This window comes from Citrobacter sp. Cb028, assembly GCF_030336705.1.
Lineage (GTDB): Bacteria > Pseudomonadota > Gammaproteobacteria > Enterobacterales > Enterobacteriaceae > Citrobacter > Citrobacter braakii.
Genome location: NZ_JAOWCZ010000029.1, coordinates 71329 through 89906 on the forward strand (window position 1 = coordinate 71329; position 18578 = coordinate 89906).

Genomic DNA, 18578 nt, shown 5'->3' on the forward strand with positions numbered 1-18578 from the left:
GATAATTCAACAAAAAGCCTCTGAGCATATGCGTCAGAGGCTTTTATCGTCTGCGGTGTTGGATGCGATACGCTTATCCGACAAACAGCTTTACAGCGCGGCGATGACCGCCTGCTGCTCAATCAGCTTCGCTTTCGCTTCCGCATAACCGTCCAGCTTCTCACGCTCTTTGGCGATAACTGCTTCCGGTGCGCGAGCAACGAAACCTTCGTTGGAAAGTTTGCCTTCGATACGGGCAATCTCACCTTCGATTTTCGCCACTTCTTTCGCCAGACGCGCCAGCTCATCTTCTTTATTGATGAGGCCAGCCATCGGGATCAGCAGCTCGGCGCCGTCGATGATTTTGGTCACGGAGACTGGACCTTTGTCATCGGCTGGCAGTACGGTGATGCTTTCCAGACGCGCCAGGTTCAGCAGGAAGCTGCGGTTATCGTTCACACGGCGCATCGCATCAGCGCTGCAACCGCGCAGCAACAGTTCGAGCGGTTTACCTGGGGCGATATTCATTTCCGCACGGATGTTACGTACGGCAACGATCGCCTGCTTCAGCCATTCGGTATCAGCCAGTGCGGCTTCATCAACCTGTGCTGCGTTATATTCCGGGAACGGTTGCAGCATGATGGTGTCGGCGGTAATACCGGAAATCACCTTCACGCGCTGCCAGATGGTCTCGGTGATGAACGGGATGATCGGATGCGCCAGGCGCAGCAGACCTTCCAGAACGGTGACCAGCGTATTGCGGGTACCGCGCAGTTCAGACTCGGAACCGCCGTTCATTACCGGCTTGGTCAGCTCCAGATACCAGTCGCAGAACTGGTTCCAGGTGAATTCGTACAGAATGCCTGCGGCGATGTCGAAACGGAAGTTGTCCAGCGCTTCGCGGTACGCTTTGATGGTCTGGTTGAATTCAGCAAGGATCCAGCGATCTGCCAGCGACAGGGTCATTTCGCCGCCGTTGAAGCCGCAATCCTGGTCTTCAGTGTTCATCAGCACGAAGCGGCTGGCGTTCCACAGCTTGTTACAGAAGTTACGGTAACCTTCCAGACGCTTCATATCCCAGTTGATGTCGCGACCGGTAGAGGCCAGCGCCGCCAGGGTGAAGCGCAGCGCGTCGGTGCCGTGCGGCTCGATGCCGTCCGGGAACTGCTTCTCGGTACGCTTGGCAATCTTCTCGGCCAGCTGCGGCTGCATCATGTTGCCGGTACGTTTCTCCAGCAGTTCTGCCAGGGAGATACCGTCGACCATATCCAGCGGGTCAATGACGTTGCCCTTGGATTTGGACATCTTCTGGCCTTCGTCGTCGCGGATCAGACCGGTCATGTAGACGGTCTTAAACGGCACCTGCGGCTTGCCGTTTTCATCTTTGATGAAGTGCATGGTCATCATGATCATGCGGGCAATCCAGAAGAAGATGATGTCGAAACCGGAAACCATCACGCTGGTTGGGTGGAACTGACGCAGCGCGTCGGTGTTTTCCGGCCAGCCCAGGGTAGAGAAGGTCCACAGTGCGGAGGAGAACCAGGTATCGAGAACGTCTTCGTCCTGGCGAAGCTGAATGTCGGCACCGAGGTTGTTTTCCTGACGCACTTCGTCTTCGGTACGGCCAACGTAGACGTTGCCGTCGTTGTCATACCATGCCGGGATACGGTGACCCCACCACAGCTGACGGGAAATACACCAGTCCTGAATATCGCGCATCCAGGAGAAGTACATGTTTTCGTACTGCTTCGGTACGAACTGAATGTCGCCGTTTTCAACCGCTTCAACCGCCGGTTTCGCCAGCACGTCGGCACGGACGTACCACTGGTCGGTCAGCATCGGTTCAATAACCACGCCGCCACGGTCGCCGTAAGGTACGGTCAGGTCGTGCGGTTTAATTTCTTCCAGCAGGCCCAGCGCATCAACGGCGGCAACCACCGCTTTACGCGCGGCAAAGCGCTCCAGCTTCTGGAACTCAGCCGGGATTTCATTGGAATAAACGTCGGACTCTTCGCCTTTGGTGTCGTACACTTCCGCGGTTTCACGGATGTCGCCGTCAAAGGTCAGAATATTGATCATCGGCAGGCCGTGACGTTTCCCGACTTCGTAGTCGTTAAAGTCGTGCGCCGGGGTGATCTTCACGCAGCCGGTGCCTTTTTCCATATCAGCGTGTTCATCGCCGACGATGGGAATGCGGCGGTTAACCAGCGGCAGAACAACAAATTTGCCAATCAGATCTTTATAACGCGGATCTTCTGGGTTGACGGCCACGCCGGTATCGCCCAGTACGGTTTCCGGACGGGTGGTGGCGACGACCAGGTAATCTTTACCATCAGCGGTTTTCGCACCGTCGGCCAGCGGATAGCGGATGTGCCACATTGAGCCTTTCGACTCGCGGTTTTCCACTTCCAGGTCGGAAATTGCGGTGCGCAGTTTCGGGTCCCAGTTCACCAGGCGCTTGCCACGGTAAATCAGGTCTTCTTTGTACAGGCGAACGAAGACTTCTTTCACGGCATTGGAAAGACCTTCGTCCATAGTGAAGCGCTCGCGCTCCCAGTCAACGGAGTTGCCGAGACGGCGCATCTGGCGGGTGATGGTGCCGCCGGATTCCGCTTTCCACTGCCAGATTTTGTCGATAAACGCTTCGCGACCGTAGTCGTGGCGGGTTTTACCTTCTTCAGCGGCAATCTTACGCTCAACCACCATCTGGGTTGCGATACCCGCGTGATCGGTACCTGCCTGCCACAGGGTGTTTTTACCCTGCATGCGCTGGTAGCGGATCATGGTATCCATGATGGTTTGCTGGAAAGCATGACCCATATGCAAACTGCCGGTGACGTTCGGCGGCGGGATCATGATGCAGAAGGACTCTTTGCTTTCATCGCCGTTAGGTTTGAAATAGCCCTGCTTTTCCCAGTGCTCGTAAAGCGGCTGTTCGATATCTTGTGGGTTGTATGTCTTTTCCATTATTTCCAGGTTGCCGTATTCAGGTTAAAACCAGCCACGCGGTAAGCTTTGTAGCGATCGCGTGCCGATTGTTTCAAAGAATCTTCGTAAGGGACGAAGTCTATCACTTCTGTGAAAGCGGTGGCAAAATCTGCAAAGCCAACGCGCAAACTGATAAGCAGGTCGCGCGGGCTGCTGTTGCGTTTCTCCGGCCAGGCAATCTCTACCGGTGCGCCGCCTCTGGGGCCTTCACCTGCCAGATTATGCGGAACAAAGCTTTCTGCCGGTCTTGCCCACAGGGCTTCATCCAGTCGAAGAGCCTGCTTTTCGTTTTCGCAGGCGATCAGCACGCGCTTGCCAGCACGCCAACGTTCTGCGGCAATTTCACACACCAACTGCTCGACGGCGCTTAAGCCATCGTGTTGCGTGTCATTGTCCAGAAGATAGAAAGTTGCGTTTCTCATATATGGGGCTTCTTCTGGTGAATTTAAATGCGTTGCCATGATGCACAACCGTAGGCCGGATGGCGTTGCGCTTAACCGGCCTACGGGTCTTATTGCTTGTGCTTACCGCCTTACTCTTCGCCGTTAAAACCGGCACGATTGAGCAGGAACTGCGATAGCAGCGCCACCGGACGACCGGTTGCGCCTTTGGCTTTCCCTGAACGCCATGCGGTACCGGCGATATCGAGGTGCGCCCAGTTGTACTTACGGGTAAAGCGTGACAGGAAGCAGCCCGCGGTAATGGCGCCGCCAGGACGTCCGCCGATGTTCGCCATATCCGCAAAGTTGGACTCTAGCTGCTCCTGGTATTCATCGCCCAGCGGCAAACGCCACGCGCGGTCGCCAGCCTGTTCGGATGCACCGATCAGCTCATGCGCCAGCGGGTTGTGGTTCGACATCAGGCCAGTGATGTGATGGCCCAGCGCAATCACGCACGCGCCTGTCAGGGTTGCGACGTCAATCACGGCTTCTGGCTCAAAGCGCTCGACGTAGGTTAATACGTCGCACAGGACCAGACGGCCTTCGGCATCGGTATTGAGAACTTCAACGGTCTGACCAGACATGGTGGTCAGCACGTCGCCTGGGCGATACGCGCGGCCACCCGGCATATTTTCGCAGCCTGCCAGCACGCCGACGACGTTGATTGGCAGTTGAAGCTCGGCCACCATGCGCATCACGCCATATACCGCTGCCGCGCCGCACATGTCGTATTTCATCTCATCCATGCCTTCGGCAGGTTTGATGGAGATACCGCCGGAGTCAAAGGTTAACCCTTTACCGACCAGCACGATCGGACGCGCGTCTTCGGATGGATTGCCTTTGTACTCGATGACCGACATCAGCGACTCATTCTGCGAGCCGTGACCGACGGCCAGATAAGAGTGCATGCCCAGCTCTTTCATCTGCTGCTCGCCGATCACGCGGGTTACAACATTTTTGCTGTAGCTGTCTGCCAGTTGGCGCGCCTGAGAGGCGAGGTAGGCGGCGTTACAGATGTTCGGCGGCATGTTGCCGAGATCTTTTGCTGCTTTAATGCCGGCGGCGATCGCCAGACCGTGCTGGATCGCACGCTCACCGCTGGTCAGTTCCCGGCGGGTCGGTACGTTGAAGACCATTTTACGCAGCGGACGACGCGGCTCGCTTTTGTTGGTCTTCAGTTGATCAAAGCTGTACAGCGTTTCCTGTGCTGTCTCAACGGCCTGACGCACTTTCCAGTAGTTATTGCGCCCTTTGACGTGCAGCTCAGTCAGGAAGCAGACGGCTTCCATTGAGCCAGTATCATTCAGCGTATTGATGGTTTTCTGAATGACCTGCTTGTACTGGCGCTCATCAAGCTCGCGCTCTTTGCCACAACCAATGAGGAGAATTCGCTCAGACAGAACGTTAGGAACATGGTGCAGCAACAGGGTTTGACCTGGTTTGCCTTCCAGTTCGCCACGACGCAGCAGTGCGCTGATGTACCCGTCGCTGATCTTGTCGAGCTGCTCTGCAATCGGAGAGAGACGGCGTGGTTCAAAGACACCCACGACGATGCACGCACTCCGCTGTTTCTCCGGGCTACCGCTTTTTACACTGAACTCCATGCACTACGCTCCTGAATCTTAAAGACAACGGCGGTGGCTACGGATAGAATTGCAAGCTTTCGTAACTCATACCCGCTGTTGCGGTGACTTCGTGTTAATCTTAACGTTATTACGGCATTGGCACGTCAGAACAATTTCTGAGAGGTGGATCCGTTGAGTATAATGATCTTAGCGACGATTTCGACGACTCAAGAGAATAAATGACGTTTAAGCCATGAAACAAGCTAAATTCCGGCAAAAGACGGGTTTTTACGGGCGTATTTAAAGTGATAATCATAAGATATCTGGTTCGGGAAACGCTCAAAAGCCAACTTGCGATCCTATTCATCCTGCTTTTGATCTTCTTTTGTCAAAAGTTAGTCAGGATCCTTGGTGCGGCGGTTGACGGTGATATCCCGGCGAATCTGGTGCTCTCGCTGCTGGGGCTGGGCGTGCCAGAAATGGCGCAACTTATCTTGCCATTAAGCCTGTTCCTCGGGCTGCTGATGACGCTGGGCAAACTGTATACCGAAAGTGAAATTACGGTCATGCACGCCTGCGGGCTGAGCAAGGCTGTCTTAGTGAAAGCGGCGATGGTGCTGGCGCTGTTTACCAGTATTATTGCGGCGGTCAACGTGATGTGGGCCGGACCGTGGTCCTCCAGACATCAGGACGAAGTCCTGGCGGAGGCGAAAGCGAACCCCGGTATGGCGGCGCTTGCTCAGGGGCAATTCCAGCAGGCCACTAACGGCGGCTCGGTGCTGTTTATCGAAAGCGTTGACGGCAGTAATTTCAACGATGTGTTCCTCGCGCAAATCCGCCCGAAAGGTAACGCCCGTCCTTCGGTGGTGGTAGCGGACTCCGGTCATCTTACTCAATTGCGCGATGGCTCTCAGGTCGTGACGCTGAACCAGGGGACGCGTTTTGAAGGGACCGCGCTGCTGCGCGATTTCCGCATTACCGACTTCCAGAATTATCAGGCGATTATCGGTCATCAGGCCGTGGCGCTGGATCCAAACGATACCGACCAGATGACCATGCGTACGCTATGGACGACCGACACCGATCGCGCCCGTGCGGAGCTGACCTGGCGTATCACGTTAGTATTCACCGTATTTATGATGGCGCTGATGGTTGTACCGCTGAGCGTGGTGAACCCGCGTCAGGGTCGCGTACTGTCCATGCTGCCAGCAATGCTACTTTATTTGCTGTTCTTCCTGGTTCAGACATCGCTGAAGTCGAACGGCGGCAAAGGTAAGCTGGATCCGGTGTTCTGGATGTGGACGGTTAACCTGGCGTATCTGGCGCTGGCGATTGTGCTTAACCTCTGGGATACAGTGCCGATGCGCCGCTTACGTGCCCGTTTTATGCGTAAAGGAGCGGTATAATGCAGCCTTTTGGTGTACTTGACCGCTATATCGGTAAAACCATTTTCACCACCATCATGATGACGTTGTTCATGCTGGTGTCGCTCTCCGGGATCATCAAGTTTGTCGACCAGCTGAAAAAAGCCGGGCAGGGGAGCTACGATGCGATGGGCGCCGGGCTGTATACCCTGCTCAGCGCGCCGAAAGATATCCAGATCTTCTTCCCGATGGCGGCGCTGCTGGGTGCTTTGCTGGGGCTGGGCATGCTGGCGCAGCGCAGTGAACTGGTGGTCATGCAGGCTTCTGGCTTTACCCGTATGCAGGTGGCGTTGTCGGTGATGAAAACCGCGATTCCGCTGGTGTTGCTGACGATGGCCATCGGCGAATGGGTGGCGCCGCAGGGCGAACAAATGGCGCGTAACTATCGTGCGCAGCAGATGTACGGCGGCTCGCTGCTCTCGACCCAGCAAGGTTTGTGGGCGAAAGATGGCGATAGCTTTGTCTACATCGAGCGGGTGAAAGGTGACGCCGAGTTAGGCGGAATTAGCATCTACTCCTTTAACGACAAGCGCCGTTTGCAGTCCGTCCGCTATGCCGCAAGTGCGACGTTTGACCCGGAGCAGAAGGTCTGGCGTTTGTCGCAGGTGGATGAATCCAACCTGACCGATCCGAAGCAAATCACCGGCTCGCAGACGGTGAGCGGTACCTGGAAAACCAACCTTACACCCGACAAGCTCGGCGTCGTGGCGTTGGATCCTGATGCGCTCTCGATTAGTGGTCTGCATAACTACGTGAAGTACCTGAAGTCGAGCGGCCAGGACGCCGGACGCTACCAGCTCAATATGTGGAGCAAAGTCTTCCAGCCGCTGTCTGTGGCGGTAATGATGCTGATGGCGCTGTCGTTTATCTTTGGTCCGCTGCGTAGCGTCCCGATGGGCGTGCGCGTGGTGACAGGGATTAGCTTCGGATTTGTGTTCTATGTGCTGGACCAAATCTTTGGCCCGCTGACGCTGGTGTACGGCATTCCGCCGATTATCGGCGCGTTGCTGCCAAGCGCCAGCTTCTTCCTGATAAGCCTGTGGCTGATGCTGCGTAAGTCCTGATATTCGCCCCTCCCGCTGTGCGGGAGGGGCGCCTTCCTGCTAGCGTTTTCTCCCGCCCATCAAACTTCCCAACATGCCGCGGATTATCTGATTGGTGACCTGTCGCGCCGCGCTTTTCGCCACGCTCTGTACCACGCCATCGCGCTTGCCGCCGCGCGGTCCGGTGCTGCCAAACAGAATATCCTTCAATCCACCGAGAATACCGCCGTCCACATCGATCGCTTTACCGTTGGCGGGAGGTGTATTTTGCTGCTCGGTGCTGGCCTGCACGCCTTGCTGTAAACGCTCATAGGCGGACTCGCGGTCGACCTGTTCTTCATATTTACCGTACAGCGAGGAGTGATTAATCAGCCCGTTGCGCTCGTCATCCGTCACCGGTCCCATCCGCGAGCACGGCGCAATCACCATTGCTCGTTCAACCACCGACGGGCTGCCTTTGGCGTCCAGAAACGACACCAACGCTTCGCCGGTTCCCAGTTCCTGAATGGCTTTTTCGGTATCAAATGCCGGGTTGGCGCGCATGGTTTGCGCGGCGGTTTTCACCGCTTTCTGATCCTTCGGTGTGAACGCGCGCAGGGCGTGCTGCACGCGGTTCCCCAACTGACCGAGCACGTTGTCTGGAATATCTGACGGGTTTTGCGAGACGAACCACACGCCGACCCCTTTCGAGCGAATCAGGCGGATCACCTGTTCGATTTTATCCAGCAGCACCTGCGGGGCGTCGTTGAACAGCAGGTGAGCTTCATCGAAGAAGAACACCAGTTTTGGCTTCTCCAGATCGCCTGCTTCCGGCAGCTGTTCGTACAGTTCGGAGAGCATCCACAGCAGGCTGGCGGCGTACAGTTTGGGCATCTGGTAGAGCTTCTCTGCGCTGAGGATGTTGATCATCCCTTTGCCGCTGGCGTCAGTTCGCATCCAGTCTTTGATGTCCAGCATCGGTTCGCCAAAGAAGTGCGCCGCCCCCTGTTGCTCCAGCGACAGCAGTCCACGCTGAATTGCCCCGACCGAGGCGCTGCTGATATTGCCATACTGATTCTGGAAGGATTTGGCGTTATCGCCGATGTACTGGGTAATGGCTCGCAGGTCTTTGAAATCGAGCAGCAGCAGGCCCTGGTCATCAGCAATGCGGAAGATAATATCCAGCACGCCGGACTGCACGTCGTTGAGGTTCAACAAACGGGCCAGCAGCAACGGGCCGAGGTCAGATACCGTGGCCCGCACGGGGTGACCTTTTTCGCCGAAGATATCCCACACCGTGACCGGATTAGCATGCGGTTGCCAGTCGGTAATGCCGATATTTTTCAGGCGGGCGAGCAGCTTTTCAGAGGCCTGCCCTTCCTCGGCCACGCCGGTTAAGTCGCCTTTCACATCGGCCATAAATACCGGTACGCCAATTTCAGACAACGATTCGGCCAGCTTCTGTAGCGTGACGGTTTTACCGGTCCCGGTCGCGCCGGTAATCAGTCCGTGACGGTTGGCCATGCCTGGCAGTAAAAACAGTTCGGTGTCCGGCGTGCGGGCAATTAGCAGGGGTGTGCTCATTGAGATTTCCTCCATTTATCTTGCCTGGAGTATAGGCAATGTCCATCAAAGAGAGTATGCGATGGCCGGAGAAAATGACTTAAAGCGTATTGCCGTGATAAATCTGGTACCCCAAATCCACGGTGTTGTGGTTATGGTCGTTGTTCTTGATTTTGCTCAGCAACATCTGCGCTGCCATGCGGCCTATGTCAAAACGTGGGGTGATCACGCTGGCGAGGCTTGGGATCATCTGCCTGCCCATTTCCAGCCCGTGGAAACCGGCAATCGAGATCTGTTCCGGAACGGCCAGATCGCGCTCGCGGCACAGCAGCAGCGCGCCCATCGCAATATCGTCGTTGGTGCAAAAAACGCCGTCTAAATCCGGATGCGCGGCGAGCGCGTCCCGCATCATCTGAGTGCCGAGATGGATGGACGAAATAGAACGCGGATTGACGCGCAGCGGCACCAGACCCCGGCGCGTCATGGCATCGCAATAGCCGCGATAGCGCTGTTCATCGCGGACGTCGTCTTTCGAACCGAGATAGAGGATTTTGCGCCGCTGGCGTTTATCCAGCATGGTGCTGACCATATCAAATGCCGCCTGACGGTTATCGAAGCCTACTTCCATGTCCAGACGATCGCCCTGAATATCCATCAGCTCCACCACCGGAATGTTGGCTGAACGCAAAAACTTCACCGTGCGCAGGGTGTGATATTTTTCGGACAGGATAATGCCGTCGATATTGTATGACAGCAGATTGATCACCGACTCTTCCTCGGATTCCCGGTCGTAATTGTAGTTGGCGATCAGCGTCTGATAGTTATGATCCGAGGTGACCGACTCAATGCCGGCCAGAATGTCAGCGAACAGTTGGTTTTGAAACGAGGGGATCAGCACGCCAAGCGTATAGCTTTGCGCATTCAGCAACATCGCGGGCGCGCGGTTGGGGATGTAATTAATCTCCTCCATAATCTGCGCGATGCGTTCGCCGGTTTCTTTTGCGACCTTTTTTGGCGAGCGAATGTAGCGGCTCACCGTCATTTTGGTCACGCCCGCCAGCGTGGCGATGTCTTGCAAAGAAATTCTGTGGTTCCTCATTTTCTCTCCAGTGCCGGGGAGCGCGGATCTGTGCTCCCCGGTGATGACTGTCTTAATGCAGAATGGCGTTCAGCGCCAGAACCCCCAGCAGCCCCATAATGGAAATCAGCGTCTCCATTACCGTCCAGGTACGCAACGTTTCCCCGACGCTGAGATTAAAATAGCCTTTAAACAGCCAGAATCCCGGATCGTTAACGTGGGAGGCAATCACGCTGCCCGCGCCGGTAGCCAGCACCATCAGCGCCGGGTCGGCATGAGTGACGTTGATAATCGGCAGTACCACGCCTGCGGTGGTGATCGCCGCCACGGTGGCTGAACCGAGCGCGATACGCAGCAAGGCGGCGACCGTCCAGCACATCAGCAACGGAGAAAGCGATGTGCCGGTCATCAGGTGCGAGATATATTGCCCCACGCCGCTGTCGACCAGAACCTGCTTAAACGCGCCGCCCCCGGCGATGATAAACACAATCATCGCAATCGCACCGATAGAGTCGCCAATGATATCCATAATTTGCTCGATCGTACGTCCGTTACGTCGGCCAAGGGTAAAAATGGCGAGCACGATAGCGATAAACAACGCGACCGCAGGGTTACCGATAAATTCAAAGAACACCCGTACGCTGTTGGTTTTCGGCAGCGTGATTTCGCACACTGCGGCGACCGCCATCAGTATGACCGGGATTACCGCGGCAAAGATACTGTTCCAGAATGACGGCATCTCTTCTTCGGTGAACAGATGCGGGTTGAATAACCCTTCCGGCGGCGCTTTCTCAAAGCGGGTCAGCAGCTTAGAAAACAGCGGCCCGGCAACAATCACCGTCGGGATAGTAATAATAAAGCCGTACAGCAGGGTGGTGCCGAGATTAGCCTCGAAAATGGTGGCAATCGCGGTCGGCCCCGGATGCGGCGGCAGAAAACAGTGGGTCACGGACAGCGCAGCTACCATCGGGACGCCAACATACAGCAGCGGCAGGCCGGAAGAGGCCACCACCGTAAACACCAGCGGCAGCAGCAGAACAAAGCCGACTTCGAAAAACATCGCCAGACCCACCACCAGACCGGTGATCACCAGCGCCCACTGCACGCGTTTCTTACCAAACGTGCCAATCAGCGTGGTGGCGATGCGCTGAGCCGCGCCGGTATCGGAAATCAGCTTACCGAGCATTGCACCGAAGCCAAGGATCATCGCCAGACCGCCTAGCGTCCCGCCGATCCCATTTTGTATTGAGTGCAAAACGGCCTGGGCATCCATCCCTTCGGCAAAACCGACGACCGCCGCCACCAGGACCAGAGCAATAAAGCCGTTAACTTTAAAACCAATCATCAGGACCAGGAGCAGCGCGACGCCTGCCGCAATTATTATTAATGGCATAATCGTTTCTCTTATATCCCCGTCATACTGCAAGTTGCAGGTGTGTTGGCTACGCTCACTCACCCGAATCACTTACTCAAGTAAGCTCATCGGGTTCATTCACTTGCCGCCGTCCTGCAACTCGGATTATTTAGGGGTGGCCAAAAATGCAGCGCCTGGGCGCTGCGTGATGTTGTGTTGTGTTGTATCAGACGGCGACCAGCATGCCGCCATCGACAAACAACAGGTGCCCGTTAACAAAATCGGATGCTTTGGAAGAGAGGAAGACCGCCGCGCCAATCAGCTCCTGCGGATCGCCCCAGCGCGCGGCTGGCGTACGTTTGCACAGCCAGGTGGTGAAGGCTTCATCCTCGACCAGCGTTTTGGTCATCTCGGTTTTGAAGTAGCCCGGTGCGATACCGTTGACCTGGATATTGTGGCGCGCCAGCTCAACGCACATACCGCGGGTGAGCATTTTCACCGCGCCTTTCGAGGCGGCATACGGCGTGATGGTGTCGCGGCCCAGTTCGCTCTGCATGGAGCAGATGTTGATGACCTTCCCGGCCTGACGCTCCACCATGCGACGCGTTACCGCCTGCGAGACCAGGAACACCGCCGTCTGGTTAACGGCAATCACATCGTTCCAGTCCTGCTCCGGGAACTCGGTAAACGGATGTCGGCGCTGAATACCGGCGTTATTCACCAGCACATCGATTGGGCCAATGTCTTTTTCGATATGGTCGATGGCGGCATCAATGTCCTGTTTCTGCGTAACATTGAAGGGCGCGGCAACGGCGCGGATCCCTTCCTGTTGCAGTTTAGCGACGGCAGCCTCCGCGCGCTCCGGCGTAATATCATTGACGATAATCTGCGCGCCATATCTACCCAGCCCGGTCGCCAGTAAATAACCAATACCCTGGGCCGAACCGGTGATCAGAATATTTTTGCCATCCAGCGAAAAAAGATCGTTCATTATGTTCTTCCTTATTTTGTTTCAGCAAAAACGAGCTGGACTTTCGCTGCCTGGGTTTTATCCCCGGCAAAGATCAGCGCCTGTTCAAGCTCGGTAAACGGATATTCGGCGCTCAGTAATGGCAGTGGATCGATAACGTTATTCGCCAGCCACGACACCGCGGTGTTGAACTCGGTGGTAAAGCGGAACGAGCCTTTGAGCGCGATCTCTTTGCCGATCAGCATCATCATCGGGAAGTCCGGTACCGCACCGCCCATGCCGACTTGCACCATCACGCCTTTCGCGCGGGTGACCTCCAGGCAGGTGGTGATTGAGGACGGATGACCGGAGACTTCGAAGCTAACGTCGAAGTAGCCTTTCTCTTTTTTCCACTCATCGAGCGAGTCCTGCTGCGGGTTAATCAGCGTGTCAGCACCCATCTGCTGGGCCAGCGACAGCGAGCGCGGGCTGATATCAGCACAGACAATTTCTGCTGCGCCGAGCGTTTTCACCGCGCTGACGATCAGGCAGCCGATAGGCCCCACGCCGGAGATAAACACGCGTTTGCCCTGCAGGTCTCCTGCTTCATGCGCGGCGTGGATTGCGACTGCCAGCGGTTCGGCAAAGGCCATGACTTTTTCATCGGCGTGCTGGGGGTAGGGGATGCACTGCGCGGTATCGACGGTTTTAAATCGGGTAAAGCCGCCGTCAACGTGGGGAAAATACATGGCGCTGCCAAAAAAGCGCATTTCCGTGCACTGGTTTTCTTCGTGCTGCAGACAGTATTTACAGTGGCCACAGGGCTTCGACGGATTAATAGCCACCGACTGACCTTCATGTAATTCTTTTGAGTCGCTGTGCACCACTTTACCAATAACTTCATGGCCTAAAATCATCGGTGCTTTAACGGTAAAATTACCGACTTTTCCTTCCTGATAATAATGTAAGTCGGAACCACAAATTCCGCCGCGGGTAATTTGTACCAGCGTTCCTTTATTATTCCATTCAATATTTTGGTCGGTAATGGCAACAGTTTTCTTACCCGCGACAACGCAGGATTGGGTTTTGACTTGCATAAATGCCTCACTGGTCAGGTAGTAACCTCGGCAGCATTTAAACGGTTTTGATTGTTATTATTTGTGATAAAGATCACGCTGGAAAATTGTTACACTACAATGTTACGCATAACGTGATGCGCCTTGTAAATCTGCTCAGCCACGCCGAAAAAAGGTGAATTCTGCAATGTGGAAGGCGTAGTATCGCGCCATGGAATATGAATCTGGAGTTTTTTCAATGGCCGGGGAAAGTTATATTTTGATGGGCGTTTCGGGTAGCGGTAAATCTTTAATTGGCAGCAAAATTGCTGCAGTATTATCGGCCAAATTCATTGATGGTGACGATCTCCATCCGGCCAAAAATATTGATAAAATGTCTGAAGGTATTCCATTAACCGATGAAGACCGACTACCGTGGTTAGCGCGATTAAATGACGCTTCATACAGTTTATATAAAAAGAATGAGACCGGGTTTATTGTCTGCTCGTCATTAAAAAAACAGTATCGCGATATATTGCGGCAGGGCAGTCCGAATGTGCATTTTTTGTGGCTGGACGGCGATTACGAGACCATTCTGGCGCGCATGCAGCGCCGGGCAGGGCATTTTATGCCGGTGGGATTACTCAAAAGCCAGTTCGATGCGCTGGAGTGCCCGCAGGAGGACGAACGTGATATTGCCCGCATCGACGTGAACCATGACATTGAGCATGTGACGGAACAGTGCCGCCAGGCGGTGCTCGCGTTTCGTAACGGGCAATAAGCCCAGCCCCTTGCGGGACTGAGCCTTGCATCAGAAGTCGGCTTTCAGCACCACGCGGTAGCGGGCTTTGCCGTCACGCACGTGCTGGATAGCGTCGTTAATTTGCGACATCGGGAACAGTTCGGTGGTGGGCGACACCTTGCTGCGCCCGGCAAACTTCATCAGCTTGCGCAGTTCGAACGGCGTACCGGTTGCCGAACCGGAGATGCTGCGATCGCCAGCAATTAAGGTGAACGCTGGCACCGGCAGCGGCTTCAGCACCGCGCCGACGGTATGGAAGTTACCGCCGTAAGCCAGCGCTTCAAAATAAGGCTGCCAGTCGAGATCGACGTTAACCGTGTTAATAATGAGATCGAACTGGCCCGCCAGCGCTTTTAGCGCATCCGGATCGCGGCTGTTAACCACCTTATCCGCCCCCATCGCCAGCACTTCCTGCTCTTTCGCCGGATTGGAGCTGAACGCAGTCACTTCGCACCCCATCGCGTGTAACAGCTTAATGGCGATATGCCCCAGGCCGCCGATGCCGATCACCCCAACGCGGCTGGTGGCGGTGATATGGTGCATCAGCAGCGGTTTGAACACCGTGATACCGCCGCACAACAAGGGACCCGCCGCCGCCAGATCGATGCTTTCCGGCAGCGGGATCACCCATTGCCAGTCGGCCCGCAGCTTCTCGGCAAAGCCACCGCGATTGAGAATAGTGGGAACGGAACCTTCGAGACAGTTAATCTGATTGCCGCTGATACAGGCGTCGCAGTGCCCGCAGCTGCGCGCCGTCCAGCCAATGCCGACGCGCTGACCAACCTTCAGACCTTTATCTTGCGCCGCGCTGCCGAGCGCCGCTACGCGACCAATCACCTCATGCCCGGCAACCAGCGGATACTGAGAGAACCCCCATTCGTTGTCGATCATCGACAAATCGGAATGGCAGATACCGCAGTAATCGACCTGGACTTCCACATCTTCCGGCTTAAGCTCGCCCGCATCATATTCATAGAGTTCGAGTTCGCTGCCCGCCGCTTTTGCGGCGTAGCTTTTTATCATCGACATCGTGTTTCCCTCAGTGTGGTGTTGAACTGGAAGTGTAGAGCATGGGGAAACGGGACGCTTCGCAGAAGGGGGGAATAATAAGGGGACAAACTGTGACGATGGTTACAGGTGAGAAAGGGAATGCTGAAATTTTCAACACTTAGCGAGTCAGGCACACGCTGGTGCTTGCATGGTGGCGCATGACAGGTATAATCCACAACGTTTTCCGCATCCCTTCCGTGCCGGAGTGGCGAAATCGGTAGACGCAGTTGATTCAAAATCAACCGTAGAAATACGTGCCGGTTCGAGTCCGGCCTTCGGCACCAATCACTTTATTTTCTTATAAATCAATGAGTTAGTGTGAAAATCTCATCTCATTTGCATGTAAGAAATGTCAGTTTCTCATCAAGTACAAAAGCCACTGTGATTGTTAATGGCTTTTGGTATGTTATCACGCAGTGGCAAGTAGTTACCAGGCTCAACCTTGTACAGCTATTCCCTTTGAAGCCGGAAGACGTGCCGCCGTCTCTAAATCCTATACCAAACGCTTATAGTGAAGCGCATTTTTTGCCGATGCTCCCACATGCCACACGTCGCGATGACGTTGCAGGGAATAAACAGGTTTATGGTGGTGTTCGTACCTGCACACGAAATGCAGGCTCTGCCAGCGGTTCGGCCTCGCTCCTTCGGGTACATGGTCATCCTGATAAACTTCACTGTCTGACATACCATGATGTTGTCGCCTAACGGCTCCGCGCGTTGTCTTACCACCAACGGGCTTATTGGCTGCTATTCCCTTAATTTAAGTATGGTACTATGTAGGGAAAATCTTAAAAGAAGGGTGGTTTATGGGCTGGTCTTCGTTGGTTAGGATAACCATTGGTACATTTCTATTAGCTGGGTTGTCGTTCTCTACATACGCGAAGAACTGCAAGAAAGGTATACCATGCGGTAATTCGTGCATTGCGGTTGGAAAAACGTGCAGGATTGGATCAAGCACCTCTTCTGCGTATAAAAATTATTCTTACTCTTACCCATCATCTTCTCTTCATAGTTCAATCCCTAACTCCTCTTCACATTCCCCATCAGCGAAGGTTGAGGGAAAAAACACAGCTTCAACTGCGAAAACCTATCTCTGTCAGTACGCTATTGCAGCAGTACAGAATGGTAGAATAGGTGCTTTACGTGTGCTGGGTAGTGCAGAGGTAACGTTGTATGTCGATAGCTTCAAAGCTAACCGTTTAAACGGTACATACCTGCTCTCACCAAAGCTGAAAACTAACGGTAAGTTGATGATGGCAGATGATAAAAGCAAAGTGTATGCCTATGATTCGTCGCTGATGAACTTTGCAATTAGTGACCGCATCGCAAGAAGCACTGAGCAATGGGATAATTGTAAACTGGTTCACAATTAATAAACTCAATTCGTGGGGATGGAATGAAAAAATTACTAATGGCTTTCGTGATTCTAACTTTACCTCTGCTCTCATTCGCTAAGGGTATTGGTTATGGAAATACTAAATGGGACATGAATCCGTCAGAAGTTGTTGCGGCTCAAGGCAATGGCGCACATCTGATCTCACCAGAGAAGTATAAAGATAATTTTGGAAAAGTGCGGATTGATAATGTATCGATCGGTAGCGGTCTTTATACTGTCACATTCCTTTTCAATAGCGCAGATCGTCTTGTACAAACGAATGTAGCCAGTAATGAGAAAAAAAATGAAGGTATCGCTGCGAGTCAATTTGGCACATTGAGTCAATTGTTAACTCAGAAGTATGGGAAACCTGAGTTTTCAGATTCAGATAAAGTAACCTGGAAACTTCCTGACACTACGGTTGAGTTAAGTAAGATGGTCATTTCTGGGATCATGGCCCAAACAGTTGTTCGTTACATTCCAAACAGTAGGGTGGCAAGCGATACTTCTAATCTTTAAGCCCTTACGCAACGAACGCACCTAACACCATAAATCCAAAGGGGGCATTGCGCCCCCTCGTATCATTCCTGTAAAGCCCGAAGCCACATCATAAGCAAATGAAGCTGGCTTCCTGTCATTGCTGGTACTTTAACCGCTTGACCTTGTTCTGCGTTGCACAGCGCGAGCGCTAAAGCCATAATGCTGCTGTTCTGCATTTCCTTCTCTCCGTTGGGAATGTTGAATACGGCGGGGGCTGGCTTCTTGGTGGTTGGCGGCCCCTGCCACTTGCTGATCAACTGCTCTTCTAAGGTTTGTTGGTAACAGGTGACGCTGTATTGTCGTCCCTGCAAACTTCACTACCTGCTTATAAACGCACACCGTAGCACCACACCAGATAAAGCTGGTGATTGGCTCTTCCTCTTTTTTCACTCTTCCGAATCCTCTGTATTGAAGGTTTTCGCATAGGGACATTTCCCCTTAGTTACGTAGGTGAACAGGTAATTGCTGTTCTGATACGTGCATAGCGTTTTTCCGTTCTCCGTCTGTTCCTCCTCTGGGCGAGTCATCGTAATTTGTCCTGCATGAGTCGCCAGCGGCAGCAGTACCAGCACGTAAAGTAAGCGCTTCATGTGATCACCATTCTAAAGAAAACTCCTCTGTTAAATCGTCCTGCACATCTTGACCATACCCGATGTAATACATCGTTGACCGTGGATCTGTCTGTCCCAGGAAATGGGCGATTGTCTCTATAGCCACCCCTGCATCGAACATCACGCGCCCACGGCTTTTACGTGGTGTATGGCATCCTACGTTAGAGAATCCCGCTCTCCTTCCCATCTTCCCAAATTCAGCAAACACGGTGTTACGTGTCACTGGCTGGCCTTTGCTGCGTAATGTGGCAGCACTGAAAATGAAATCTGTAGCTACAGGCATCTTCGCTTGCTCTGCCTTGCGTTGTGCTACCACTGAAAGCATGGACGCTGTAACTTTTGGCCTCACCACGTTTCCGGTTTTCTCCTGCTTCACCTTGAGGTGAGATTGCCCCTCTACATCCTCATACTTGAGCTTGAGCACGTCAGAGATACGCAAGCCCGATTCATACATAAACACCCACAAGCAATAGAACAGGTTGCTTCTGGCGTTGCGCTGTAGCTCTGCTGCCACTGCTTTAACTTCGTCTGCACTCTTGAGCGCCTGGCTAATTCCTTTCATCTTGTTGCTTCTCCTCTTGTTCTTTTCGTTAAAATCATCATTGATCAGAAATTGATCATTTTCAACAGGTTGTACGATACGTATGGTTAAGAAGAGCACAAAATGATCAAAATGTGTGCGCGGTTGCTTGAGTTGCTTAACGGCGTGATCAAGGCCGCCCCAATTCTGCTGTCCGTCAGCACCGAATATCTGTAACAGATTGAAAATTAACAATAAATTCA

Annotated in this window: 19 protein-coding genes and 1 tRNA gene; 8 read left to right on the forward strand and 12 right to left on the reverse strand. The window is 53.8% G+C overall.

The features are described from left to right. Positions 1–90: 90 nt before the first annotated feature. From OGV75_RS06805 to pepA, 3 genes are all read right to left on the reverse strand, one after another. Positions 91–2946, reverse strand: coding sequence for a valine--tRNA ligase (locus tag OGV75_RS06805; RefSeq protein WP_075849118.1), 2856 nt, complete (start codon positions 2944–2946; stop codon positions 91–93). Next, entirely contained in the window at positions 2946–3389 is a 444-nt protein-coding gene (gene holC, locus OGV75_RS06810) for a DNA polymerase III subunit chi (protein ID WP_016151505.1), read from the reverse strand. Before holC ends, OGV75_RS06805 begins: the two co-directional genes overlap by 1 nt. A 110-nt stretch (positions 3390–3499) precedes the next feature. Next, positions 3500–5011, reverse strand: coding sequence for a leucyl aminopeptidase (gene pepA / locus OGV75_RS06815; protein WP_003025870.1), 1512 nt, complete (start codon positions 5009–5011; stop codon positions 3500–3502). A 153-nt stretch (positions 5012–5164) separates the two neighbouring features. On the opposite strand from pepA, the gene OGV75_RS06820 reads away from it, so the two are divergent. The 3 genes from OGV75_RS06820 (at position 5165) to lptG (ending at position 7460) form a co-directional block, all read left to right on the forward strand. Then, positions 5165–5215, forward strand: coding sequence for a hypothetical protein (locus OGV75_RS06820; RefSeq protein ID WP_212723231.1), 51 nt, complete (start codon positions 5165–5167; stop codon positions 5213–5215). 62 nt (positions 5216–5277) lie between these two features. After that, on the forward strand, positions 5278–6378 hold the full coding sequence (lptF, locus tag OGV75_RS06825) for an LPS export ABC transporter permease LptF (RefSeq protein ID WP_016151506.1): 1101 nt from the start codon (positions 5278–5280) through the stop codon (positions 6376–6378). Then, positions 6378–7460: an LPS export ABC transporter permease LptG gene (gene lptG / locus OGV75_RS06830; protein WP_008786067.1), complete on the forward strand. Its 1083-nt coding sequence runs from the start codon at positions 6378–6380 to the stop codon at positions 7458–7460. Before lptF ends, lptG begins: the two co-directional genes overlap by 1 nt. A gap of 39 nt (positions 7461–7499) precedes the next feature. Here the strand turns inward: lptG and OGV75_RS06835 are convergent, their stop codons facing one another. From OGV75_RS06835 to idnD, 5 genes are all read right to left on the reverse strand, one after another. Continuing rightward, on the reverse strand, positions 7500–9002 hold the full coding sequence (locus OGV75_RS06835; protein ID WP_029139751.1) for a helicase HerA-like C-terminal domain-containing protein: 1503 nt from the start codon (positions 9000–9002) through the stop codon (positions 7500–7502). A 79-nt stretch (positions 9003–9081) separates the two neighbouring features. Beyond that, positions 9082–10080 carry a DNA-binding transcriptional regulator IdnR gene (gene idnR / locus OGV75_RS06840; protein WP_047358548.1) on the reverse strand — a complete coding sequence of 333 codons (999 nt, stop codon included), beginning with the start codon at positions 10078–10080 and terminating at the stop codon, positions 9082–9084. A 52-nt stretch (positions 10081–10132) separates the two neighbouring features. Then, positions 10133–11452, reverse strand: coding sequence for a gnt-II system L-idonate transporter (idnT, locus tag OGV75_RS06845; protein ID WP_016155581.1), 1320 nt, complete (start codon positions 11450–11452; stop codon positions 10133–10135). Positions 11453–11639: 187 nt separating this feature from the next. Continuing rightward, positions 11640–12404 (reverse strand): gluconate 5-dehydrogenase, encoded by a 765-nt coding sequence (gene idnO / locus OGV75_RS06850; RefSeq protein WP_181546874.1) that lies wholly within the window; start codon positions 12402–12404, stop codon positions 11640–11642. Between the two features lie 11 nt (positions 12405–12415). Beyond that, positions 12416–13459, reverse strand: coding sequence for an L-idonate 5-dehydrogenase (idnD, locus tag OGV75_RS06855; RefSeq protein WP_016155582.1), 1044 nt, complete (start codon positions 13457–13459; stop codon positions 12416–12418). Between the two features lie 217 nt (positions 13460–13676). Here idnD and idnK point away from each other — a divergent pair, with 217 nt between their 5' ends. Next, positions 13677–14198 (forward strand): gluconokinase, encoded by a 522-nt coding sequence (gene idnK, locus OGV75_RS06860; RefSeq protein WP_047358547.1) that lies wholly within the window; start codon positions 13677–13679, stop codon positions 14196–14198. 30 nt (positions 14199–14228) lie between these two features. Here idnK and ahr read toward each other — a convergent pair whose 3' ends face one another. Further along, positions 14229–15248: an NADPH-dependent aldehyde reductase Ahr gene (gene ahr / locus OGV75_RS06865; RefSeq protein ID WP_286480474.1), complete on the reverse strand. Its 1020-nt coding sequence runs from the start codon at positions 15246–15248 to the stop codon at positions 14229–14231. Positions 15249–15468: 220 nt separating this feature from the next. Here ahr and OGV75_RS06870 point away from each other — a divergent pair. The 4 genes from OGV75_RS06870 to OGV75_RS06885 all read left to right on the forward strand — a co-directional run bounded on the left by OGV75_RS06870 (position 15469) and on the right by OGV75_RS06885 (position 17163). After that, positions 15469–15553, forward strand: a tRNA-Leu gene (locus OGV75_RS06870). A 34-nt stretch (positions 15554–15587) separates the two neighbouring features. Continuing rightward, positions 15588–15974, forward strand: a complete 387-nt coding sequence (locus tag OGV75_RS06875; RefSeq protein ID WP_286480475.1) for a hypothetical protein — start codon at positions 15588–15590, stop codon at positions 15972–15974. A gap of 101 nt (positions 15975–16075) precedes the next feature. Further along, positions 16076–16642 (forward strand): hypothetical protein, encoded by a 567-nt coding sequence (locus OGV75_RS06880; RefSeq protein WP_080283029.1) that lies wholly within the window; start codon positions 16076–16078, stop codon positions 16640–16642. Between the two features lie 23 nt (positions 16643–16665). Then, complete coding sequence (locus OGV75_RS06885) at positions 16666–17163, forward strand: hypothetical protein (protein ID WP_032643245.1); 498 nt, start codon at positions 16666–16668, stop codon at positions 17161–17163. A gap of 62 nt (positions 17164–17225) precedes the next feature. Here OGV75_RS06885 and OGV75_RS06890 read toward each other — a convergent pair whose 3' ends face one another. The 3 genes from OGV75_RS06890 to OGV75_RS06900 form a co-directional block, all read right to left on the reverse strand. Then, positions 17226–17495 carry a hypothetical protein gene (locus OGV75_RS06890; protein WP_286480476.1) on the reverse strand — a complete coding sequence of 90 codons (270 nt, stop codon included), beginning with the start codon at positions 17493–17495 and terminating at the stop codon, positions 17226–17228. Between the two features lie 75 nt (positions 17496–17570). Continuing rightward, on the reverse strand, positions 17571–17774 hold the full coding sequence (locus OGV75_RS06895; RefSeq protein WP_174507875.1) for a hypothetical protein: 204 nt from the start codon (positions 17772–17774) through the stop codon (positions 17571–17573). Between the two features lie 4 nt (positions 17775–17778). Further along, the gene (locus tag OGV75_RS06900; protein WP_100255414.1) at positions 17779–18357 is read right to left on the reverse strand and encodes a tyrosine-type recombinase/integrase; all 579 of its coding nucleotides are present in this window, start codon (positions 18355–18357) and stop codon (positions 17779–17781) included. Positions 18358–18578: the final 221 nt, after the last annotated feature.

Coding starts and splice junctions, on each gene's coding strand:
- OGV75_RS06805 (WP_075849118.1), bottom strand. CDS start 2,946: ATGGAAAAGACATACAACCCACAAGATATCGAACAGCCGCTTTACGAG.
- holC (WP_016151505.1), bottom strand. CDS start 3,389: ATGAGAAACGCAACTTTCTATCTTCTGGACAATGACACGCAACACGAT.
- pepA (WP_003025870.1), bottom strand. CDS start 5,011: ATGGAGTTCAGTGTAAAAAGCGGTAGCCCGGAGAAACAGCGGAGTGCG.
- lptG (WP_008786067.1), top strand. CDS start 6,378: ATGCAGCCTTTTGGTGTACTTGACCGCTATATCGGTAAAACCATTTTC.
- OGV75_RS06835 (WP_029139751.1), bottom strand. CDS start 9,002: ATGAGCACACCCCTGCTAATTGCCCGCACGCCGGACACCGAACTGTTT.
- idnR (WP_047358548.1), bottom strand. CDS start 10,080: ATGAGGAACCACAGAATTTCTTTGCAAGACATCGCCACGCTGGCGGGC.
- idnT (WP_016155581.1), bottom strand. CDS start 11,452: ATGCCATTAATAATAATTGCGGCAGGCGTCGCGCTGCTCCTGGTCCTG.
- idnO (WP_181546874.1), bottom strand. CDS start 12,404: ATGAACGATCTTTTTTCGCTGGATGGCAAAAATATTCTGATCACCGGT.
- idnD (WP_016155582.1), bottom strand. CDS start 13,459: ATGCAAGTCAAAACCCAATCCTGCGTTGTCGCGGGTAAGAAAACTGTT.
- idnK (WP_047358547.1), top strand. CDS start 13,677: ATGGCCGGGGAAAGTTATATTTTGATGGGCGTTTCGGGTAGCGGTAAA.
- ahr (WP_286480474.1), bottom strand. CDS start 15,248: ATGTCGATGATAAAAAGCTACGCCGCAAAAGCGGCGGGCAGCGAACTC.
- OGV75_RS06880 (WP_080283029.1), top strand. CDS start 16,076: ATGGGCTGGTCTTCGTTGGTTAGGATAACCATTGGTACATTTCTATTA.
- OGV75_RS06885 (WP_032643245.1), top strand. CDS start 16,666: ATGAAAAAATTACTAATGGCTTTCGTGATTCTAACTTTACCTCTGCTC.
- OGV75_RS06895 (WP_174507875.1), bottom strand. CDS start 17,774: ATGAAGCGCTTACTTTACGTGCTGGTACTGCTGCCGCTGGCGACTCAT.
- OGV75_RS06900 (WP_100255414.1), bottom strand. CDS start 18,357: ATGAAAGGAATTAGCCAGGCGCTCAAGAGTGCAGACGAAGTTAAAGCA.